Below are 19,936 nucleotides of genomic sequence, written 5' to 3'. Positions count from 1 at the left end.
ATGCTGTGGCGTGCCATTTCAGAAGAACTGCCCGGTCCCAAATGGGCCGGGCTTTTCGCCGAATATTGGCCCTTCTACCGTAAATGGTGGCTGAAGGAGGGCGAGCCCGCACGCCCGACCTATGCCGAATGTCGTCGTGCGCTCAAGGCGTATATGCCCGACCTCATCCCGCTGTACGAAGATCTATGTGATCAGGCGGGCGGGGGTGATCTGGCGGCAAGGTTCCTGAGCTTTTACTGCCCGCCGCCCTATCTATCGGGATGCAGTCAGGCGGTTTGGGGTGGCAAGGAACCTGTCATGGTGCGCAACTATGACTATAACACCAACGCTTTCGACAGTCTGGTGCTGCACACCGGCTGGAAGGGGCGCCGCGTGATGGGCACCTCTGACGGGTTGTTCGGGCTGGTGGACGGGGTGAACGACGCGGGGCTGTCTATATCGCTCACCTTTGGGGGCCGTCGTGTGGTGGGGGTGGGCTTTGGCGTGCCGCTGATCCTGCGCTATGTGCTGCAAACCTGCGAGACTGCCGAGCAAGCGGGCGAAATTCTGGCACGTGTGCCGACCCACATGAGCTATAACGTCACCGTGCTGGACCGCAAACGCAAGTATCTGACGGCGCTGATGGCACCGGACCGGCCTGCGATCATCACCAAGGCAGCGGTGGCGACCAACCATCAGGAGAATGTCGAATGGATCAGCCATGCGCGCTTTACGGCGACGGTTGAACGCGAAAGATATCTGCTGCAACGGTTGCGGTTCCACCGTGATCCGGAAGAGAAATTCATCAACACGTTCCTGAAACCGCCGCTCTATTCGCACCAGTTCAACGCAGGCTTCGGCACGCTGTATACCGCTGTCTATCGCCCCCGCAAACGCGAGATGGAGCATCGCTGGCCCGGAACCGTCTGGCATCAGAAGCTGGACGCGTTCGAGGAAGGCTCGCGCAACGTCCTGATGCCGGGGGTTGTGGCGTAACTCTATCCCTGCGCACGAAAAAAGGCGGGGCGCATGCCCCGCCTTGGTGTTTCGCTGTCGCCTAATTCAAGCGGCTTTGCGGTTGTGTTCACCTTCTTCGACTTCCTCGACGATCTTGGCAATAAACGCATCCAGATCTTCGGGGGAGCGGCTGGTGATGATGCCTTGGTCCACGACGACTTCGCTGTCCTCGTAATGCGCACCGGCGTTTTTCACATCCGTCGCGATTGAGGCGTAGGAGGTTGCGGCGCGGCCTTTGATAATGCCTGCTTCGATCAGCAGCCAAGGGGCGTGGCAGATCGCGGCAACGGTCTTGCCCGCGTCAGCAAAGCTTTTGATCAGCGATACGGCGTCCTTGTTGGCGCGCAGCAGGTCGGGGTTGATCTGACCGCCGGGCAGGACAATCGCGTCGTAGTCATCAACAGTGACATCTGACAGGGCTTGATCGGCAGCAACTGTGTTGCCCCAGTCGTCCTTGTCCCAGCCCTTGATGTCTTCGCCATCAGGGGTGGCAACATGCACCGTGGCCCCTTTGGCCTTGAGGTCATTCAATGGGCGCTCCAGCTCGGATTGCTCGAAACCATTGGTGGATAGGATCAGAATTTTCGCGTCTGTGATCTGTGTCATTAGAAAGCTCCTTTCATCTTCGCTATCTTCACCGACACAACAAAGACACTGCGCGAATGTTCCAGCGCTGGAACCTGCATTGACGGGATTCCGCCGACGTGGAGGATGAATTTTTCGTGTCCAGAATTCGATACACACGGTTTGTGATCTCCTTTATACCAAGGGGATGAAAGACACTGTCGACCCTGCACCATCCGTCAATCTGGAGGAGATTATCGTCTGCCCCCAATGCGACGCCGTGTACCACCTCAAGGTGCCCAAGGTCGGCGAGAAGGCGGTGTGCGAACGGTGCCACACCGTGTTGATCGAACCGCGCAAAAAGGCGGGGCTGAAGATCATTGCCATCGCCATTGCCACCTTTGTTCTGATCCTTGGCGCGACGTTCTTTCCGTTTCTGGATATTGATGCGGCGGGCAACAAGAACTCTGTCTCTGTGATGGACGCGGCGCTGGCGTTTTCCAGCGGGCCGCTTTTGCTGCTGTCGCTGGCGACGGCTGCCTTGATCATGCTGGTGCCCTTGGCGCGGGTGATGCTGACGCTTTATGTACTGGTCCCCATCGTGCTGGACCTGCCGCCCGCACGCCACGCAATGCAGGCGTTCCGCCTGTCGCAAGCGCTGCAACCGTGGTCGATGGCCGAGATTTTCGCGCTTGGCTGTGCCGTGGCGCTGGTGAAGATTGCCGATCTGGCAACTGTGGGGTTTGGGCCAGCTTTCTGGATGTTTTGTGGTTTGGTTGTTCTGATTGTGGCGCAGGACAAATTCATGTGTAAATGGTCGGTATGGAATTCGCTGGAAAATCCCAAAAAATCCTAAGCGCCCGCGAAATGGGGTTGGTGGCCTGCACACGGTGCACCCGTGCGTGGCCTATCGGCACGCCTGTCTGCCAACGCTGCGGCCACAAGATGCTGTCGCGTGACTTTGGCAGTATGCAGCGGGTCTGGGCGTTCTGGGTCGTGGGGCTGATGTGCTATATCCCCGCCAATATGTATCCGATGCTGAAAACGCGGACCCTGTTTCAGGTGGATGAAAGCACCATCGTCGGCGGTGCGGTCGAACTGGCGCATCACGGCTCCTACGGTATTGCCTTTATCATCCTGCTCGCGTCGGTCGCGATCCCGCTGGCCAAGTTCTGGGCAATCGCCTATCTGGCGGTCAGCGTTAAGACGCGTAATGCGGCGGCACATCGGTCGCGCCATGTGATGTATGAAATTGTAGAGTATATCGGCCGCTGGTCTATGATCGATATCTTTGTGGTTGCGATCCTCTCGTCGCTGGTGCAACTCAAAACCCTTGCGACCATTAACCCCGGCCCTGCGAGCATGTTTTTCGCCTTGTCGGTCATTTTTACCATGCTTTCTGCACAGGCCTTCGACTCCAGACTGATCTGGGACACGAATGCTTTCGATGGGGACCCCGATCAACATGTCTGACACGCCACCCGAGGTTAAGGTTAAATCCGCGCGCAAACTGTTCCTGAGCAGCGCGTCGATCGTCTGGATCATTCCGATCCTGGCGTTGGTTGCGGCTTTGGGTGTTGCGTTCAACAGCTACAATTCCCGCGGTCCGGTGATTTTTGTCGAATTTGACAAAGGCGCCGGCATCAAGGCGGGCGAGACCGAATTGCGTTACCGTGACGTGACCGTTGGCCGGGTCGAGGAAGTCGGCTTTACCACCGGTCTGGGCAAGGTCGTCGCGTCGATCCGCGTGGACAAGAATGTCGCCCCCTTTATCGACGCCAGCGCGTCCTTCTGGATCGTCCAGCCCGAGGTATCGGCGCAGGGGATCTCGGGGTTGGGTACGGTGCTCAGCGGCGTCTATATCGAGGGCAGCTGGAATGACGAAGTGGGCGATTTTGCCGAACGGTTCGTCGGGTCGGATTCGCCACCGCTGATCCGCGCCGGGCAATCCGGTCTGCAAATCGCCTTTCGCACCGTCGGCAACGGCACCCTGACCGATGATGCCCCGATCATGTATCGCGGGATCGAGGTGGGCCGTCTGGGTAAGGCAGAGATCGCCCCACGCGGGAACTTTGCCATCGTAGAGGCGCTGATTTACGAAGAGCACCGGAACCTGATCAACAGCAGCACACGCTTCTGGGACAGCTCTGGTTTCAGCCTCTCCCTCGGGCCAGGTGGTGCCGAGATCGACTTTCAGTCCATTGCGACGCTTATCGGGGGCGGGGTGACGTTTGATACATTCGTTTCCGGCGGCGACCGCGTGCAAGACGGCACCGTATTCGACATTTTCCCAAGCAAGGAAGACGCCCGCAGCGCCGTTTTCAACGCCTCGGAAGTCGAGCCGCTGCTGATCAACGTGATCTTTGATGAAAACGTTTCCGGACTGGCCGTTGGCGCCCCTGTCGAGCTGAGCGGTCTGAACATCGGCGAGGTCGACACCCTTGCCGGTATCGTGGATTACGACCAGTTTGGTGACAGCCGCGTCCGGTTGAACGTGACGCTGGCCATCCAGCCCGCGCGGCTTGGCCTGCCTGGCGAAGTATCCGCGGAAAGCGCGCTGGCGTTCCTGCAGGACCGTGTCGTGAATGGTCTGCGCGCGCGGCTTGCCTCCGCCAGCCTGTTGACCGGTGGTCTGAAGGTTGAACTGGTGGTGGTCGAAGACGCGCCAAACGGGCGTCTGGTGGCCGCGGGCGAAAACTTCCCTGTTATGCCGACGACCAAGAACGAAACATCAGATGCCGCTGCCACCGTCGAAGGTGTCTTTAGCCGCATCAACAACCTGCCCATCGAAGAGTTGCTGAACAGCGCCATCGGTCTGATGAATTCACTACAGGCTTTTGTTGGCAGCGACGAGCTGCAACAGACCCCGCGCGATGTCCGCACGTTGATCAACGAGGTCACGGGGCTGGTATCGTCGGATGAGGTGCAGAATATCCCCGTATCGCTGAACGCCACGCTGCTGCGTGTCGAGACGCTGGTCGCGACACTCGAGGAAGAGCAGATGGCGAGACGTCTGCTGGATGCGGTCGACTCCGTCTCGGAGGCCGCCACATCCTTCAGCACCTCGACCGAGGGCGTGCCCGAACTGGTCGAAGAGATGCAGGCCGTCGCCGCCAAGGCAAGCGAGCTGGAACTGCAACAGCTGGTGGACGAGTTGACCGCGCTGACCCGCTCTGCCGATCAGGTGATTGGTACGCCGGACGCCGTGGCGCTGCCCGGATCGCTGAAAAACGCCTTGGACGAGCTGAACTATACGCTGCAGGAACTGCGCGAAGGCGGCGCGGTCGAGAACGTGAACCAGACGCTGGCATCAGCGCGTAACGCGGCGGATAATATCGCGGTGTCGGCACAAGACCTGCCACAGATCGTGAACCGTCTGTCGACCCTGTTCACGCAGGCAGAGCGTACAATTGAAGGGTACAACAAGGGTGATCAGATCAGCCGTACCGCACAAGAAACCATGCGTGATATCCAAAAAGCGGCCGATGCGCTTGCATCCTTGGCGCGCACCATTGAACGTAACCCCAATTCATTGTTGCTGGGACGGTAAAATATGAACGTCGTAAAAAGTATCGCAAGCCTTGGTTTCGTGGCCTTTCTTGCCGCTTGTGGATCCGCAGATCGCTATGCCGTGGACATGCCCCCGGTCACAGAGCAGGTGAGCATCCGCTTCACTTCGGTCGAAGTGCGTGACGTATCGCTGCCCAGCTATGCGGCTGCCGATGAAATCCACGTGCGCAAATCGAACGGTACGTTGGTGAGTTCTTCCGACGAACTTTGGGCGGATTCGCCCGAACGCGCCGTCGCTCTGGAATTGAGCGAGAACCTGTCGCGTCTCACCAACCGCCGGATCGCATCCGAGCCTTGGCCATTCGAAGCCTACCCCGATGCCCGGCTTGAGCTGCGGTTCAGCGAATTGCTGGCCGCTGAAACAGGCCAGTTCCGCGCCTCGGGCCAGTATTTCGTCGCCGTATCCACCGGTGGAAGCGAACGATCGGGGTTGTTTGACCTGACCGTAGCTTTCGACCCCAAGGGGGGTCCGGCTGCCATAGCGGCGGCACGGGGGCAACTGATCCTTGATTTGGCCAGCTATATCGCCAAGAATGGACTAAAGTGACGTAATTCCAGCGCGATTTCCCGATAGGGGACAATTTTACACGACTTTTGATTGAATTTTTTTCATAAGGATTTAGCAAGGCCGCCATCACCCTTTGGGCGCAATCGCATAACAGGCAGACCTTCTTCATCTCATGCCCGTTGACGCTACCTGCGATACCGCGGGCATCTTGCCTGATACATTACTTTTAGCCAGTTCTGGCCATGATCAACGGACCACATGCATATGATGAACCAAAGCCAATCGAACTTTTCCGGGCCCAGGGACGAAGATGACGACACCATCGATCTTGGCGCGCTGATTGGTACGTTGTGGCGCGGCAAACTGATTATCGCTGCTGTCACACTGATCTTCATGCTGCTGGCGGGGTACTATGCCTATGGCGTGGCTGTGCCGACCTATCGGTCCACCGCGGTTGTGGTTCTGGACACCAAAGAAGACAGCATCGTGGACCTGCAGGCCGTGGTTGGCGGGTTCTCGGGCGATTCAACGGAGATCAACACGGAAATTGAAGTTTTGAAATCGCGGGGTTTAGCCGGCAAGGTCGTAGACCGGTTGAATCTGATCGCCGATCCAGAATTCAATGGACGGTTGAGAGAACCGTCCATGCGCAGTCGCGTGATATCTGGGATACGGTCGCTGCTAACTTCCAGTACTCCCTCCCCGGAAGTACCAGAGACTGAACTTCATAGGGCAAAGGTTCGGGACAGTGTGATTCAATCTTTGCTGAACAAGGTCTCGGTTTCTAACATCCGCCAAAGCCTTGTGTTCAACGTCACGGCTGAAACGGAATCTCCGGTTAAATCTGCCCAGATCGCGAATACGATTGTTGAACTGTACATCCTCAACCAGATCGAAGTGAAATTCGAGGCGACGGAAAAAGCGACTGAATGGCTAAGCAACCGTGTGTCCGAGCTTCAGATCGAGCTTGAGAATGCCGAGAAGAAAGTATCCGAATTTACGGCGCGCACCCAACTGGTTTCGATCGAGGGCCTGCAAGCGCTTGAGCGTCAGATTAAAGAGCTCCGTGACCGCATTGACGGTGCCGCCTTGACGCGCGAGGGGCTTCAAACACGCCTTGCTGACCTAGAGGCCGCGCAGACGCCGGATGAAAAGCTCGACGCCGCGCAAGACGCCGCACTGACGCGTATCTTTAGCAACGGGCTGTCGTCGGAAACGAACCAGACGGCATTTGATCTGCGATTTGATACGGTGATGACACGGGTTCGGGCCGATCTTGTGCGCAGCACGCAACAACTTGAGGCGCTGCGTAACTCGGAAGAAGAGCTTGCGGCGCAGCTGGCCTCGCAAGGACAAGACCTGATTGAGCTGCAACAGCTGACCCGTGAATCCGAAGCAACGCGTCTGCTGTATGAATATTTCCTGACCCGCCTCAAAGAGACCTCTGCCCAAGAAGGCATTCAGAAGGCCGACAGCCGCATGCTATCTAGCTCGGTCGTGCCAAATTCACCAAGCGCGCCGAAGAAATCGCAGATCATTGCGCTGGCGATGATCCTCGGGGCGATGGTCGGCTCGGGGCTCGTGCTGCTGCGCGAATTCAGAACCCGCACGTTCCGCACCGCGAACGAGCTTGAGCAACATACCGGCTATTCTGTGATCGGGCAGATCCCGCTGCTCCCTACGCGTCACCGCAAGGACACGCTCAAGTATCTGTCGGACAAGCCAACGTCTGCCGCCGCCGAAGCGATCCGTAACCTGCGCACCTCGCTGATGCTGTCGAACCTCGATAAAAAGCCGAAGGTTATCGTATCGACCTCGTCCATCCCGGGGGAGGGTAAAACCACCATCTCGCTGTCGCTGGCGAAATTCCTGTCCGGTCTGGGTAAATCCGTCCTGCTGGTCGAAGGCGATATCCGCCGCCGCACGCTGAATGAATACTTCCCCGATATGCCGCGCAACGGCATCGCGTCTGTCCTGAACGGCGATGTGAAATTCGCCGATGCGATCCATACGCCTGACGGTTTTGGCGCGGATGTTCTGGGCGGCGAAAAGACCAATGTGAACGCGGCGGATATCTTCTCCTCCGATCGGTTCAAATCCTTCATCTCCGAGATGCGCGACCAGTATGACTTCATCATCATCGACACGCCGCCTGTGCTGGTTGTGCCGGATGCTCGTATCATCTCGCAGAATGCCGATGCGATCCTGTTCTCTGTAAAATGGGACAGCACGAACAAGGGACTGGTCGAGGAAGCGATGCGCTTCTTCCACAACTCGAACCAGCGGATCACCGGTCTTGTGCTCAGCCAGATCGATGAGAAGGGCATGAAACGCTATGGCTATGGCGGCGAATACGGTGCCTATGGGGCCTACGGCAAGGGCTATTACGACAGTTAAGCAAGGCTTGGGCATGCCTCAAAACTGCCCAAATCTTTCCCCTCAAGGGTCATAACAGGGCCGCTCTGCTAGGCGATATTCATTGGGAAGTTATCCCAGTGAGGACCCTTAGATGGCACGTATGAAAGAGATCGCGACAGCTGCTGGCACGCTCGCCTGCGCCTTGGGCATCGGCTACGTGATGCAAAGCTCTGACGCTGCGACAGCCCGCTATGGCTCTGACGCCGCTGTGAAAGAGCAAGAGCTGCGCCGGCTAAGCAACGAGAATGCCGTGCTCGAGGTCGAAGACATCGTCCTCACCTCGGCCGAGTTCAATGCAGCCCCGCTGGAGCCCACGGTGGAGCTGCCCGATTCTGCCCCCGTCATGTTGGCCGCTGCAAGCGCGGACGAACCGATCTCTCGCCCAGTTTCCGCCCCAATTGCAACGGAGCCAGCGGCCACACAGACCTGCGATATCACCGCAAACGCGCGCCCCGTCGCGGCAGCTATGGTGAACCTCACACTGGCGGCACCCTGCATGCCAAACGAACGGATCACAGTGCATCACAGCGGCATGATCTTTACCCAAACCACATCTGACACCGGCGCGCTGGACATCACCGTTCCGGCGCTTGCGCAGGATGCGACCTTCGTCATTGCTTTCGGAAACGGCGAAGGTGCGATTGCGGATGCGAAGATCGACGATCTGGCCGAATTTGACCGCGTGGTTCTGCAATGGAAGGGCGACACGGGTTTCCAGATGCACGCCCGCGAATTCGGGTCCGACTATGATGGTTCGGGCCATGTCTGGGCTGGCAAGCCGCGCAGCGTTGCCTCTGCGATCACCGGTGAAGGCGGATTTATGACTGTGAACGGCGACCTCAGCGCGGCAGAGCCACTGGTGGCCGAGGTGTACACATTCCCCGCTGCGATGGAAAACGCCGATGCCCGCGTTGCGCTGACCGTGGAAGCCGAAGTGATCCAGGCGAACTGCGGCCAGGAGATAGAGGCGCAATCGATCGAACTGCTTGGCGATGCCACGCTCAGAACCCGCGACCTAAGCGTCGCAGTGCCGGATTGTGATGCGGTCGGCAGCTTTCTTGTGTTGAATAATCTGCTCCAAGACATGAAGGTTGCGGGACACTAACGCAACGCTTGGGGTCTTATGATCACGATTATACGTGCGGCGGTTCTCGCCGCACTTTTCTTATGTTCGGCGACGCTGTCCGCAGGGGCGCAGGATGTCGCGCTGTCCTCCCGCGATGGCAAGATTGAACTAAGCGGTACCTTGCTGGGCTTTGATGGCGAGTTCTACCGCGTAGAAACCGAATATGGCGAGCTGACGATCGACAGCACCGGCGTTCAATGCGAAGGGCCGGGCTGCCCCAATCTGGACCCTTTCGTCGCCGAGCTGCAGCTTTCGGGATCGGCTACGATGGGCGAAGTGTTGATGCCTGCCCTGATCGACGGGTTTGCGCAGCGCAACGGCTATACCGCTGTGCGCGAGGATGAAGACGAACACCGCTTTACCTACCGGTTGATCGACGAAAAAAGTGAACAAACCGTTGCACTGTTCATGTTTCGGGCAAGCAACAGTGACGAAGGCTTTGCCGATCTTCTGGCAGATGAGGCGGATATCGTGATGTCCCTGCGCGAAATGCGCCCCGAAGAGCGGGTCCGCGCGCGCGAGGCGGGGTTGGGTGATATGACGGGCCTGAACCGCAGCCGCGTGCTGTCGCTTGATGCTGTCGTGCCGGTGGTGTCGGCCTCGAACCCGGTCAAGGAGATCTCTCCGTTGATGTTGGCGCGGGCTTTTGCGGGGAAGGTGACCAACTGGCAGGCGCTTGGCGGGCCGGACGCACCCATTGATCTGCATCTGCCCGATACCAGCAGCGGGCTGGCACAGGCGATCAGTGATCAGGTGATGCGGCCCGCGACGCTGAAGTTCACCGACAATATCACCCGCCATGCCCGCCCCGCCGATCTGGCGGAAGCGGTGGCAAACGACAGTTTCGCGCTTGGCATCACCAGCTATGCCGAACAGCGTGATACCGATGTGTTGACGCTCTCTGGCAGCTGTGGCTTTGCGCTCGATGCCTCGCGCCGCACCATCAAGACCGAAGATTACCCGCTGACCGCGCCGATGTTTCTGTACTTTCCGGCCCGCCGTCTGCCGCAGGTGGCGCGTGAGTTTCTGGCCTTTACCCGCAGCCCTGCGGCGCAGATCGTGATCCGGCGCGCGGGGTTTGTGGATCAGACGCCCGAGGAGATCCCCGTCGAGGATCAGGGCAACCGATTTACAAACGCGATTGCTGTCGCGGGGCCGGAAATCACGCTTGAGGAACTACAGCGGATGAATGCGGCATTGAAGCCCATGGCGCGGCTGTCGACCTCTTTCCGGTTCGAGGCGGGATCGGTGCGTCTGGATGCACAATCGCGGTCAAACGTGCAGCAACTCGCCCGCGCGCTCGAGGTGGGGCAGTACGACGCGCGCCGTTTGTTGTTCGTGGGGTTCAGTGACGGGCAGGGCGCGTCTTTCGCCAACCGTGACATCGCGCTGCGTCGGGCAGAAGCCGTGCGGCAAGCGGTGATCACCGCGGCGGTGACCGCCAATCTGGAACGTGTGACGCTGGATCTGGACGCCTTTGGCGAGGCGATGCCAATGGCCTGTGATGATACCGCATGGGGGCGTCAGGCCAACCGGCGGGTAGAGGTCTGGGTGCGCTAAGCCCTAGCGAAACTGGGGCGGGGCGTATTTCAGCAGCACCGGCACGACCAGTTCTTCTTCGTCGACCAGATGGCGGTTCAGCATGGGCTTGAGCGCATCCAGCCGCTGTTTCATGGCCGCGGTACTGTCAAGGAAACCTGCCGCGTCCCCCTCATGGCGCAGGACGGTATTCGCCGTCTCGGCCAGATCGTTCAAAATACCATCAAGACTGTGGTGGTCGCGATCCAAAATCTCGAACCCCTGCGCCGCACCTCGGTCAAGCTGCGCCATCACCGGAAAATACTGGGCATCCTCGATATGGTGGTGACCGTGCAGCTCGTTGATCAGCATCCCGCCGAAACGCGACAGTTTGCGTTTGTAGGTCTCGGGCGGCTCGACCCGGTCCATCACCAGTTGCGCGTCCCCCTCCATCTGGTCCAGCAGACGGCGGAACATCATATGACGATCCAACCAGAACGCGATCAGGCGGGAGTAATTCGGGTTCTCCTCCCAACCGTCGCGGGGGAAGGCTTTGATCAACGCACGCAACGGATCGGGCAGGCCATCGCGCTGCATCAGGGAAAGCGGGTCGGGGGGCGGCGTATTGGACATAGGCCAAAGCTAGTGCCGAGGGGTGATCCGGTAAATTCCGCAAATTCGAACACGACAGTTGCGCTTATAAGTACCCTTCGCTGCGAAAACTAAGCTCGCGTGATTTGCCGATGATCAGATGGTCGTGCAGGGTCAGCCCAAGGGCGCTGCAGGCTGCGAAAATCTGCTGCGTCATGCCGATGTCGGCTTGCGATGGAGTAGGGTCGCCCGAGGGGTGGTTATGCACCAGAATAAGCGCGCTGGCGTTCAGCTCAAGCGCGCGTTTGGCGACCTCTCGCGGGTAGACGGGGACGTGATCGACAGTGCCCTTGCCCTGTTCCTCATCGCCGATGACGACGTTCTTGCGGTCCAGATAGATGACGCGGAACTGTTCGGTTTCGCGGTGCGCCATCGTGGTGTGGCAATAGTCAAGCAGAGCGTCCCAGCCTGAGAGCACATGCTGTCGCATCACCCTTGAACGCGCCATACGGTGGGCTGCGGCTTCAATCACCTTAAGCTCGACAATCACTGCGTCGCCCACGCCCGAGATATCCCTAAGCCGTGGTTCAGGCGCGGTGATCACGCGGTTGAAGTCGCCGAACCTGTCCATTAGTGCACGGGCCAGCGGTTTGACATCACGGCGCGGGATGGCGCGGAAGAGCACCAGTTCAAGCAGTTCATAGTCCGGGATCGCTGCGGCACCGCCCTGCATAAAGCGTGCGCGCAAACGTTGTCGGTGATCCGCGATATACGACGGCTGTTTGCCCGATGCGGGCGGTGCGGGCACCGCTTCGTCCCCCAGAAAGGGCAGGCGCGGGTCAGAGAAGTGAGCGTTGTTGCGTCCCATTGGCCCAGCTTGCGGCCAAAGAGGTTATCATCCCGTTAACGCGGGCAGGGGCAGAAACAAAAAGGGCGGAGCCTGCGCCCCGCCCGATGTTTTGTATGCTCAGGTGTTACCCTTTCATCGAATCCCAGAAGGATTTTACCGACGAAAAGAAGCTGCTGCTTTCAGGATTGTTGTTGGAGGATTCCTTTTCGAATTCCTGCAACAATTCCTTTTGGCGGCTGGTCAGGTTTACCGGCGTCTCGACTGCCAGTTCGATGATCATATCGCCCGTACCACCCCCACGCAGCGGGGGCATACCCTTGCCGCGCAGACGCATCTGGCGACCGGACTGGCTGCCCGCCGGGATTTGCACGCGGCCACGACCACCGTCGATCGTTGGCACCTCGATGCTGCCCCCAAGGGCGGCGGTGCTCATCGAAACGGGAACGCGGCAGAACAGGTTTGGCCCGTCGCGTTCGAACAGCTTGTGGTCCTGCACCTCGATAAAGATGTACAGATCACCCGACGGCCCGCCGCGCATGCCTGCTTCGCCTTCGCCGGCCAGACGAATACGTGTGCCGGTTTCAACGCCCGCAGGGATGTTGACCGACAGCGCACGGTCTTTTTCAACACGCCCGGCACCGCGGCAGGATTTACAGGGGTTCTTGACGATCTGACCCATGCCCGAACAGGTCGGACAGGTGCGTTCGACCGTGAAAAAGCCCTGTTGAGCACGGACCCTGCCCATACCGGAACAGGTGGGGCAGGTGGTCGGCTCTGCGCCGCCTTCTGACCCGGAACCGTTACAGGAATCGCAGGCCACAGAGGTGGGCACGTTGATCGACTTCTGCATGCCCCGATACGCGTCTTCGAGCGTAATCCCGAGGTTATAGCGCAGATCGGCACCGCGCGCGGCACGGCGTCCGCCGCCGCCCCGTTGGCCACCCATGAAGTCGCCGAACAGGTCGTCAAACACGTCAGAGAACGCCGAAGAGAAGTCGCCCTGACCGCCGCCGCCAAAGCCGCCGCCACGATGGCCACCGCCACCGCCCATACCCCCTTCAAAGGCCGCATGACCATACCGGTCATAGGCGGCTTTCTTTTCGGGGTCTTTCAGGACTTCGTAAGCTTCGTTCGCTTCTTTGAACTGGGCTTCGGCATTGGGGTTGTCGGCATTGCGATCGGGGTGCAATTCCTTGGCTTTGGTGCGGTAGCCCTTTTTGATCTCGTCGGCAGAGGCACCTTTAGCGACGCCGAGCGTCTCGTAGTAATCACGTTTGGCCATGAATTAGCTCCTACGCTGGAACGTGACGGGCCGGCCCGGCAAGCGGACCGGCCCCTTCAGTGGTTCCGTGGGCGTGCTTACGCGCGCTTGTTATCGTCCAGATCTTCGAAATCGGCATCGACGATATCGTCGTCACCTTCGGGTGCATCCGCAGCCGGGGCAACGTCTTCGTTTTCGTCCTGAGCCGCCTTGTAGATGGCTTCGCCCAGTTTCATCGCCGCTTCGGTAACGTTCTGGATACCGTTGTTGATCTTATCAACATTGTCGGTCGCCAGTTCGTCGTTCAGTGCAGCAATGGCCAGTTCGATCGCTTCGACGGTGGTCGGGTCAACCTTGTCAGAATGCTCTTCCAGCGACTTCTCGGTCGAGTGGATCAGCGATTCCGCCTGGTTTTTCGCCTCGATCAATGCGCGGCGCTCTTTGTCGGCGTCGGCATTTTCTTCGGCGTCTTTCACCATCTTTTCGATATCCGCATCGGACAGACCGCCGGATGCTTGGATCGTGATCTTCTGCTCTTTGCCTGTGCCTTTATCCAGCGCGCCTACGGCAACGATACCGTTTGCGTCGATGTCAAAGGTCACTTCGATCTGGGGCATGCCGCGGGGTGCGGGTGGGATGCTTTCCAGATTGAACGCGCCAAGGATCTTGTTGTCCGCAGCCATTTCACGCTCCCCTTGGAAGACGCGGATGGTCACGGCGCTTTGGTTATCCTCGGCGGTCGAGAAGACCTGCGACTTCTTCGTCGGGATCGTGGTGTTGCGGTCGATCAGACGGGTGAACACGCCACCCAGCGTTTCGATACCAAGGCTCAGCGGTGTCACGTCCAGCAGAACAACGTCTTTGACGTCGCCTTGCAGAACACCGGCCTGAATGGCCGCACCCAAAGCAACAACCTCGTCAGGGTTAACACCCTTATGGGGCTCTTTGCCGAAGAACTTGGTCACTTCCTCGATGACGCGCGGCATACGGGTCATACCGCCGACCAGAACGACTTCGTCGATCTCGGATGCGGATACACCGGCATCTTTCAACGCGGCTGCGCAGGGCTTCATCGACGCTTTGATCAGGTCACCAACCAATTGCTCCAGCTTGGAGCGGGTCAGCTTCATCACCATGTGCAGTGGCGAGCCATCTTTGCCCATCGAGATGAACGGCTGGTTGATCTCTGTCTGGCTTGCGCTGGACAGTTCGATCTTGGCCTTCTCTGCCGCTTCTTTCAGACGCTGAAGCGCCATCTTGTCTTGGGTCAGGTCGACGCCGTTGGTCTTTTTGAATTCATCCGCAAGGTAGTTCACGATGCGCATGTCGAAGTCTTCACCGCCGAGGAACGTGTCACCGTTGGTGGATTTCACTTCGAACAGGCCATCGTCGATTTCAAGGATGGTCACGTCGAATGTACCGCCGCCAAGGTCATAGACCGCGATGGTTTGCGTGTCTTTCTTGTCCAGACCATAGGCCAGGGCCGCCGCTGTCGGTTCGTTGATGATCCGCAGCACTTCCAGACCGGCAATCTTGCCCGCATCTTTGGTCGCCTGACGCTGAGCGTCGTTAAAGTAGGCAGGAACAGTGATCACGGCCTGGGTGACTTCTTCGCCCAGATAGGATTCCGCTGTTTCCTTCATTTTGCCAAGGATGAACGCAGAGATTTGCGAGGGGGAGTATTTCTCGCCCTTGGCTTGTACCCATGCGTCACCGTTCCCACCGTCCATGACGGTGAAGGGCAGGTTCTTTTTGTCCTTGGCCAGATCCGCGTCGTCATTGCGACGGCCGATAAGACGTTTCACGCCGAAAATTGTGTTGTCGGGGTTGGTAACCGCTTGCCGTTTGGCAGGCTGCCCAACCAGACGTTCGTCGTCTGTGAACGCAACGATGGAGGGCGTGGTGCGCGCGCCTTCGGCGTTTTCGATAACGCGAGGCTGGCTGCCGTCCATGATGGCGATACAGCTGTTTGTCGTTCCTAGGTCGATACCAATAACTTTGGCCATGTTTGATCCCTCTTTTACTCAAGGCGATGACACGAAGCGCAGGCCCGTTGTGGCACCTTTGCCCCGATCTTTTTCACCAAAGGCCGGATGCCTTTAGCGGTTCTCGGCGTATATAAGGAGCAGATATGGACCCTGCAACCGTTGCATGAGAAAGGAGAGGCGGATTCTGCGTGGATTTTTCGCGAAAGCAGGCAAGAAGGGCGTTTAGATGACGATATTGCGGTTACGCGGCTTCGAAATTCACAAATCTTACCTTACGTTGTCGGCACAGCGCGGGCTGTTGGATGCCGTGCGCGGGGTGGTCAAACAGGTGCCGTTCTTCCGTCCCGTCATGCCAAGCGGGCAGCAGATGTCGGTGCGTATGACCTCCGCGGGGGACTATGGCTGGCTGTCCGATACGCAGGGCTATCGCTATGCGCCAACCCACCCCAACGGCACCCCGTGGCCTGCAATTCCGACTGAGGTATTGGCGATCTGGAATGACCTGACGGGGTTGGAGCGGCAGCCGGAGTCCTGCCTCATCAACTATTACGCGTCAGACGCGAAAATGGGCCTGCATCAGGACAAGAACGAGACGGATTTCCGCTGGCCGGTCGTGTCCATCTCGCTCGGCGACGAAGGGATGTTGCGCGTCGGCGGTCAAAAGCGCGGCGGCAAGACCGACAGCCTGTGGCTGCAATCGGGCGATGTCGTCGTCATGGGCGGCGAGGCACGGCTGAACTATCACGGGATCGATCGCATTCGTGCGGGGTCTTCGACGCTGTTGCCCAAAGGCGGGCGGATCAACATCACGCTGCGGGTCGTGACCTGAGCCTAGCGTCGCGCGCTCCAGCTCGCGGAGGCATGTTTACGGGTGTAGAATTCACCCATCAGCCCGATCACCATCAGGACCACACCGACCCAAACCGCATATTCCCAGTTACTGTAGCGCGGGTTGTAGTTGATAAACGCATATCCGCGCGCCTGGTCGATGACGTGGAACAAGGGGTTCCAGTCGAACATGGCCAGCATGAAGGACGGCAGCGAATTGGCCAGAAACATCTTGCCCGAGGCGATCATATTTGCCCGCTGGTAAATCGTCGTGAAGATCTGCGTAAAGGCCGGTGCCCAAGGCTTGATGGCCAGCAGCACCATCCCCACGGCCACGCCCGTAAACCACGCGATCATCAGCATGAACATCACGCCCGACGGGTCGTAGATCACCACCGGATTGAAGGCGAGGTGATAGACCGACATGATCAGGATCAGCGATAGCATCTGAATATACAGCGCGCCCAAGGCCGCCGCAGCCAGTGCGATCATCGTGGTCATCGGCGCGTGTTTCATCATCGCGCTTGCCGGCCCCTCGGCAGCGGCGACGGCGGCAACCGTTTTGGTGTGCACCATGAACAGAAAGATGCCGGTCATGATGTAGATCACGAAATCGCCCCGAATGGCCGACCCGCGCATCCCCAGAACCGAGAACATGACATAGAACACGCCAACAAAGATCACCGCTTGCAGGATGTTGATCCCGATGGCGGCAAAGGCATTATTGTGCTGCTTGCGCACAGAGCGCACGACGGAGTGGTAGACGAGTTCGAAGAAGTTAACGGCCGAGCGGAAATTGCCCGTGTTGGTGCGCCTTGGTTGAAACATCGTAAAGCCTCTTTGTGACGTACCCTCGCACGGAATTCTTGCTGTTCCGTCAAGGCGCAATCATAAGGGGTTTGCGCAAAGTAATCAACGAAACTGAAAAGGCCGCGACATTATGGATTATGAGCAACTGGTAACGGTGATGCGCCGTTTGTCGATCGAAGCAGGCGACAAGATCATGGAGATTTACGGCGCGAATGATTTCGAGGTCAAAACCAAATCCGACGAAAGCCCCGTGACCATTGCCGACGAAGCGGCGGACAAGATCATCTCGGACGGGCTGCGCGCGGCGTTCCCTGATGTGACGCTTGTCACGGAAGAGCAGTCGGCCACCCATTCGGCGTCGGGCGATACATTCCTGATCGTGGACCCGCTGGACGGCACGAAAGAGTTCATCAACCGTCGGGGCGATTTCACCGTGAACATCGCGCTGGTCGAAGGCGGCGTGCCGAGGCGCGGTGTTGTCTATGCCCCCGCCCGTTCGCGCATGTTCTTCACGCTGGCCGATGGCAGCGCGGTCGAGGAAACCGGCGATTTCCCAAAAGACAGCATGGGCCCTGTGCAGCCGATATCAGTCTCTACGCCGGATAATGCCGCGCTGATGGTCGTCGCGTCCAAGTCGCACCGCGATCAGGCGACCGATGACTACATCGCGAAATACAATGTGCGCGACATGAAAAGCGCAGGCTCGTCGTTGAAGTTCTGCCTGATCGCCACGGGCGAGGCGGATCTGTACCCACGCGTCGGGCGCACGATGGAATGGGACACGGCTGCAGGCCACGCGGTTCTGACCGGCGCTGGTGGGGCCGTTGTGCGCTTTGACGACCTGACCCCGCTGACCTACGGCAAAGCCGATTTCGCCAACCCCTTCTTTATCGCCCATGCGCCGGGCGTTGAACTGAAAGCCTCCTGATGTCGGTCCTTATTGTCATTCCCGCCCGCTATGCTTCCACCCGCTATCCGGCGAAACCGCTGGCGCTGTTGACAGGGGCGAGCGGTACGGCACGCAGCCTGATCGAACGCAGCTGGCGTGCTGCCTGCGAGGTTCAGGGCGTCGACAAGGTCGTTGTGGCAACCGATGATGATCGCATCAAGGACGCCGCCGAAGCCTTCGGGGCCGAGGTGGTGATGACCTCGGTCGACTGTGCTAACGGGACAGAGCGTTGCGCCGAAGCCCATGCGGTTCTGGGTGGTGGCTACGACATCGTGGTGAACCTGCAAGGCGACGCGCCGCTGACACCACATTGGTTTGTCGAAAGCCTTGTGCAGGGTCTGCAAGGCGACCCTGATGCCGGGATCGCGACGCCGGTATTGCGCTGCGATGGCGCGGCGTTGAACGGGCTGCTGGCCGACCGCAAAGCAGGTCGGGTGGGGGGCACCACCGCCGTTTTCGCAGCGGATCATGCGGCGATGTATTTTTCAAAGGAAGTCGTGCCGTTCACGTCGAAAACCTATGAGGATACCGATGCCACGCCGGTGTTTCACCACGTGGGCGTCTATGCCTATCGCCCCGACGCGCTGGCGGCCTATCCGTCATGGAAGGTCGGCCCGCTTGAACAGCTTGAGGGGTTGGAGCAGCTGCGCTTTATGGAAAACAGCCACAAGGTGCTCTGTGTCGAGGTCGAGGCCAAGGGCCGCCAGTTCTGGGAGCTGAACAACCCCGAAGATGTGCCAAAGATCGAAGCGATGATGGCCGAGATGGGGTTGGCGTAACCGCACCGCCCCCCGCAATCACCAATATTGCGGTGGGGCGTGCAACCTGTAAAGAATAAAGCCACAGCGATCCGACGTTTTGATTTATTTAACGAAAACGGCGGATAAGGCGCAAAGATGTGCAAGCTGCGGCATAAAGGAGCTTTTGACCGCAAAATCAGCAAGAAGCCGCCATATTTTAGGCGCTGCCCATATTTAGGGCTGGCAGCATGGTGGTTTGCAATTCAATGAGCGCTAACTCGGTTATCCGCACGTAAATGTATAAAGGCGACGATTTCACATGGCTAAGAAAGTAACAAAAGCGATTTTTCCGGTGGCTGGTTTGGGAACGCGGTTTTTGCCCGCGACGAAATCTGTCCCCAAAGAGATCATGACCTTGGTCGATCGCCCGCTGGTGCAATACGCCATCGACGAGGCCCGCGCGGCGGGCATCAAGGAATTCATCTTCGTCACCTCCCGCGGCAAGGGCGCGCTGGAAGATTACTTTGATCACTCTCCCGTGCTGGAACAGGAACTGCGCTCCAAGGGCAAGACAGAGCTGATGGAGATCCTGAAAAGCACCAATATGGACAGCGGTGCCATCGCCTATATCCGCCAGCACAAAGCGCTTGGTCTGGGCCACGCGGTATGGTGCGCCCGTCGTCTGATCGGCAACGAGCCCTTTGCGGTGATGCTGCCCGATGACGTGATCGCTGCCGATAAGCCCTGCCTGCAGCAGATGATCGAAGCCTATAACGAGACCGGCGGCAACATGGTTGCGGCGATGGAAGTGAACCCTGAAAAATCCTCCTCCTACGGGATGTTGGACATCGACGAGGGCCAAACAGATGGTGAACTGGTCAAGGTGAAGGGCATGGTCGAAAAGCCCAAAGCCGAAGACGCACCGTCGAACCTTGCGGTAATCGGCCGCTATATCCTGTCGCCGAACGTGCTGAAGAACCTGAACCAGCTGAAGTCCGGCTCGGGTGGGGAAATCCAATTGACCGACGCTATTGCAGCAGAGCTGACCCAAGGCAACGATGTCTATGGCTACCGCTTCAAGGGCCAGCGTTTCGACTGCGGCTCCAAATCCGGTTTCTTGCAGGCGACCGTGTCCTTCGGGCTGGCGCGTGAAGAGCTGCGCGATGATCTGCGTGCGTATCTGCAAGACATCATGCAGGGTGAAACCGCAGCGCAATAA

The 19,936-nt window shown here is 58.8% G+C and carries 18 protein-coding genes; 12 read left to right on the top strand and 6 right to left on the bottom strand.

Translation table 11 applies throughout. The features are described 5' to 3' along the window. On the top strand, nucleotides 1-975 hold the full coding sequence (locus tag C1J04_RS01440) for a C45 family autoproteolytic acyltransferase/hydolase (protein ID WP_009825640.1): 975 nt from the start codon (nucleotides 1-3) through the stop codon (nucleotides 973-975). A 66-nt stretch (nucleotides 976-1,041) separates the two neighbouring features. Here the strand turns inward: C1J04_RS01440 and C1J04_RS01435 are convergent, their stop codons facing one another. Further along, on the bottom strand, nucleotides 1,042-1,602 hold the full coding sequence (locus tag C1J04_RS01435) for a type 1 glutamine amidotransferase domain-containing protein (protein ID WP_009825639.1): 561 nt from the start codon (nucleotides 1,600-1,602) through the stop codon (nucleotides 1,042-1,044). Nucleotides 1,603-1,768: 166 nt separating this feature from the next. Here C1J04_RS01435 and C1J04_RS01430 point away from each other — a divergent pair, with 166 nt between their 5' ends. From C1J04_RS01430 to C1J04_RS01400, 7 genes are all read left to right on the top strand, one after another. Beyond that, on the top strand, nucleotides 1,769-2,416 hold the full coding sequence (locus C1J04_RS01430; RefSeq protein ID WP_005850602.1) for a paraquat-inducible protein A: 648 nt from the start codon (nucleotides 1,769-1,771) through the stop codon (nucleotides 2,414-2,416). A gap of 11 nt (nucleotides 2,417-2,427) precedes the next feature. Beyond that, entirely contained in the window at nucleotides 2,428-3,033 is a 606-nt protein-coding gene (locus tag C1J04_RS01425; RefSeq protein ID WP_009825638.1) for a paraquat-inducible protein A, read from the top strand. Beyond that, nucleotides 2,999-5,110, top strand: a complete 2,112-nt coding sequence (locus C1J04_RS01420) for an MlaD family protein (RefSeq protein WP_254693844.1) — start codon at nucleotides 2,999-3,001, stop codon at nucleotides 5,108-5,110. The genes C1J04_RS01425 and C1J04_RS01420 overlap by 35 nt, the downstream gene beginning before the upstream one ends. Before the next feature lie 3 nt (nucleotides 5,111-5,113). Beyond that, entirely contained in the window at nucleotides 5,114-5,677 is a 564-nt protein-coding gene (locus tag C1J04_RS01415) for a PqiC family protein (RefSeq protein WP_009825636.1), read from the top strand. 219 nt (nucleotides 5,678-5,896) lie between these two features. Then, nucleotides 5,897-8,035 (top strand): GumC family protein, encoded by a 2,139-nt coding sequence (locus C1J04_RS01410; protein WP_009825635.1) that lies wholly within the window; start codon nucleotides 5,897-5,899, stop codon nucleotides 8,033-8,035. 112 nt (nucleotides 8,036-8,147) lie between these two features. Beyond that, complete coding sequence (locus C1J04_RS01405) at nucleotides 8,148-9,161, top strand: hypothetical protein (RefSeq protein WP_009825634.1); 1,014 nt, start codon at nucleotides 8,148-8,150, stop codon at nucleotides 9,159-9,161. Between the two features lie 18 nt (nucleotides 9,162-9,179). After that, on the top strand, nucleotides 9,180-10,742 hold the full coding sequence (locus C1J04_RS01400) for a substrate-binding domain-containing protein (RefSeq protein WP_009825633.1): 1,563 nt from the start codon (nucleotides 9,180-9,182) through the stop codon (nucleotides 10,740-10,742). A 3-nt stretch (nucleotides 10,743-10,745) separates the two neighbouring features. Here C1J04_RS01400 and C1J04_RS01395 read toward each other — a convergent pair whose 3' ends face one another. The 4 genes from C1J04_RS01395 to dnaK all read right to left on the bottom strand — a co-directional run bounded on the left by C1J04_RS01395 (nucleotide 10,746) and on the right by dnaK (nucleotide 15,408). After that, nucleotides 10,746-11,333 (bottom strand): hemerythrin domain-containing protein, encoded by a 588-nt coding sequence (locus tag C1J04_RS01395; RefSeq protein ID WP_009825632.1) that lies wholly within the window; start codon nucleotides 11,331-11,333, stop codon nucleotides 10,746-10,748. Nucleotides 11,334-11,397: 64 nt separating this feature from the next. Then, a complete protein-coding gene (radC, locus tag C1J04_RS01390; protein WP_009825631.1) occupies nucleotides 11,398-12,159 on the bottom strand; it encodes a RadC family protein in 762 nt (253 codons plus the stop codon). 106 nt (nucleotides 12,160-12,265) lie between these two features. After that, complete coding sequence (gene dnaJ / locus C1J04_RS01385) at nucleotides 12,266-13,423, bottom strand: molecular chaperone DnaJ (RefSeq protein ID WP_009825630.1); 1,158 nt, start codon at nucleotides 13,421-13,423, stop codon at nucleotides 12,266-12,268. 77 nt (nucleotides 13,424-13,500) lie between these two features. After that, entirely contained in the window at nucleotides 13,501-15,408 is a 1,908-nt protein-coding gene (dnaK, locus tag C1J04_RS01380; protein WP_005850585.1) for a molecular chaperone DnaK, read from the bottom strand. 208 nt (nucleotides 15,409-15,616) lie between these two features. Between dnaK and C1J04_RS01375 the strand changes: the two genes are divergently transcribed. Continuing rightward, nucleotides 15,617-16,219 (top strand): alpha-ketoglutarate-dependent dioxygenase AlkB family protein, encoded by a 603-nt coding sequence (locus tag C1J04_RS01375; protein ID WP_009825629.1) that lies wholly within the window; start codon nucleotides 15,617-15,619, stop codon nucleotides 16,217-16,219. 2 nt (nucleotides 16,220-16,221) lie between these two features. Here the strand turns inward: C1J04_RS01375 and C1J04_RS01370 are convergent, their stop codons facing one another. Beyond that, nucleotides 16,222-17,046, bottom strand: coding sequence for an ABC transporter permease (locus tag C1J04_RS01370; RefSeq protein WP_009825628.1), 825 nt, complete (start codon nucleotides 17,044-17,046; stop codon nucleotides 16,222-16,224). A gap of 112 nt (nucleotides 17,047-17,158) precedes the next feature. Between C1J04_RS01370 and cysQ the strand changes: the two genes are divergently transcribed. The 3 genes from cysQ to galU all read left to right on the top strand — a co-directional run bounded on the left by cysQ (nucleotide 17,159) and on the right by galU (nucleotide 19,936). Further along, nucleotides 17,159-17,956: a 3'(2'),5'-bisphosphate nucleotidase CysQ gene (gene cysQ, locus C1J04_RS01365; RefSeq protein WP_009825627.1), complete on the top strand. Its 798-nt coding sequence runs from the start codon at nucleotides 17,159-17,161 to the stop codon at nucleotides 17,954-17,956. Beyond that, nucleotides 17,956-18,756, top strand: a complete 801-nt coding sequence (locus tag C1J04_RS01360; RefSeq protein ID WP_009825626.1) for a 3-deoxy-manno-octulosonate cytidylyltransferase — start codon at nucleotides 17,956-17,958, stop codon at nucleotides 18,754-18,756. The genes cysQ and C1J04_RS01360 overlap by 1 nt, the downstream gene beginning before the upstream one ends. 280 nt (nucleotides 18,757-19,036) lie before the next feature. After that, the gene (gene galU / locus C1J04_RS01355; RefSeq protein WP_005850578.1) at nucleotides 19,037-19,936 is read left to right on the top strand and encodes a UTP--glucose-1-phosphate uridylyltransferase GalU; all 900 of its coding nucleotides are present in this window, start codon (nucleotides 19,037-19,039) and stop codon (nucleotides 19,934-19,936) included.

The organism is Sulfitobacter sp. SK025, from assembly GCF_003352105.1.
Lineage (GTDB): Bacteria > Pseudomonadota > Alphaproteobacteria > Rhodobacterales > Rhodobacteraceae > Sulfitobacter > Sulfitobacter pontiacus.
This window is presented reverse-complemented; position numbering and strand designations above follow the sequence as displayed.

Coding starts and splice junctions, on each gene's coding strand:
- C1J04_RS01430 (WP_005850602.1), top strand. CDS start 1,769: ATGAAAGACACTGTCGACCCTGCACCATCCGTCAATCTGGAGGAGATT.
- C1J04_RS01395 (WP_009825632.1), bottom strand. CDS start 11,333: ATGTCCAATACGCCGCCCCCCGACCCGCTTTCCCTGATGCAGCGCGAT.
- dnaK (WP_005850585.1), bottom strand. CDS start 15,408: ATGGCCAAAGTTATTGGTATCGACCTAGGAACGACAAACAGCTGTATC.
- C1J04_RS01400 (WP_009825633.1), top strand. CDS start 9,180: ATGATCACGATTATACGTGCGGCGGTTCTCGCCGCACTTTTCTTATGT.
- galU (WP_005850578.1), top strand. CDS start 19,037: ATGGCTAAGAAAGTAACAAAAGCGATTTTTCCGGTGGCTGGTTTGGGA.
- C1J04_RS01370 (WP_009825628.1), bottom strand. CDS start 17,046: ATGTTTCAACCAAGGCGCACCAACACGGGCAATTTCCGCTCGGCCGTT.
- cysQ (WP_009825627.1), top strand. CDS start 17,159: ATGGATTATGAGCAACTGGTAACGGTGATGCGCCGTTTGTCGATCGAA.
- C1J04_RS01440 (WP_009825640.1), top strand. CDS start 1: ATGCTGTGGCGTGCCATTTCAGAAGAACTGCCCGGTCCCAAATGGGCC.
- C1J04_RS01420 (WP_254693844.1), top strand. CDS start 2,999: ATGCTTTCGATGGGGACCCCGATCAACATGTCTGACACGCCACCCGAG.
- dnaJ (WP_009825630.1), bottom strand. CDS start 13,423: ATGGCCAAACGTGATTACTACGAGACGCTCGGCGTCGCTAAAGGTGCC.
- C1J04_RS01405 (WP_009825634.1), top strand. CDS start 8,148: ATGGCACGTATGAAAGAGATCGCGACAGCTGCTGGCACGCTCGCCTGC.
- radC (WP_009825631.1), bottom strand. CDS start 12,159: ATGGGACGCAACAACGCTCACTTCTCTGACCCGCGCCTGCCCTTTCTG.
- C1J04_RS01360 (WP_009825626.1), top strand. CDS start 17,956: ATGTCGGTCCTTATTGTCATTCCCGCCCGCTATGCTTCCACCCGCTAT.
- C1J04_RS01425 (WP_009825638.1), top strand. CDS start 2,428: ATGGGGTTGGTGGCCTGCACACGGTGCACCCGTGCGTGGCCTATCGGC.
- C1J04_RS01435 (WP_009825639.1), bottom strand. CDS start 1,602: ATGACACAGATCACAGACGCGAAAATTCTGATCCTATCCACCAATGGT.
- C1J04_RS01415 (WP_009825636.1), top strand. CDS start 5,114: ATGAACGTCGTAAAAAGTATCGCAAGCCTTGGTTTCGTGGCCTTTCTT.
- C1J04_RS01375 (WP_009825629.1), top strand. CDS start 15,617: ATGACGATATTGCGGTTACGCGGCTTCGAAATTCACAAATCTTACCTT.
- C1J04_RS01410 (WP_009825635.1), top strand. CDS start 5,897: ATGCATATGATGAACCAAAGCCAATCGAACTTTTCCGGGCCCAGGGAC.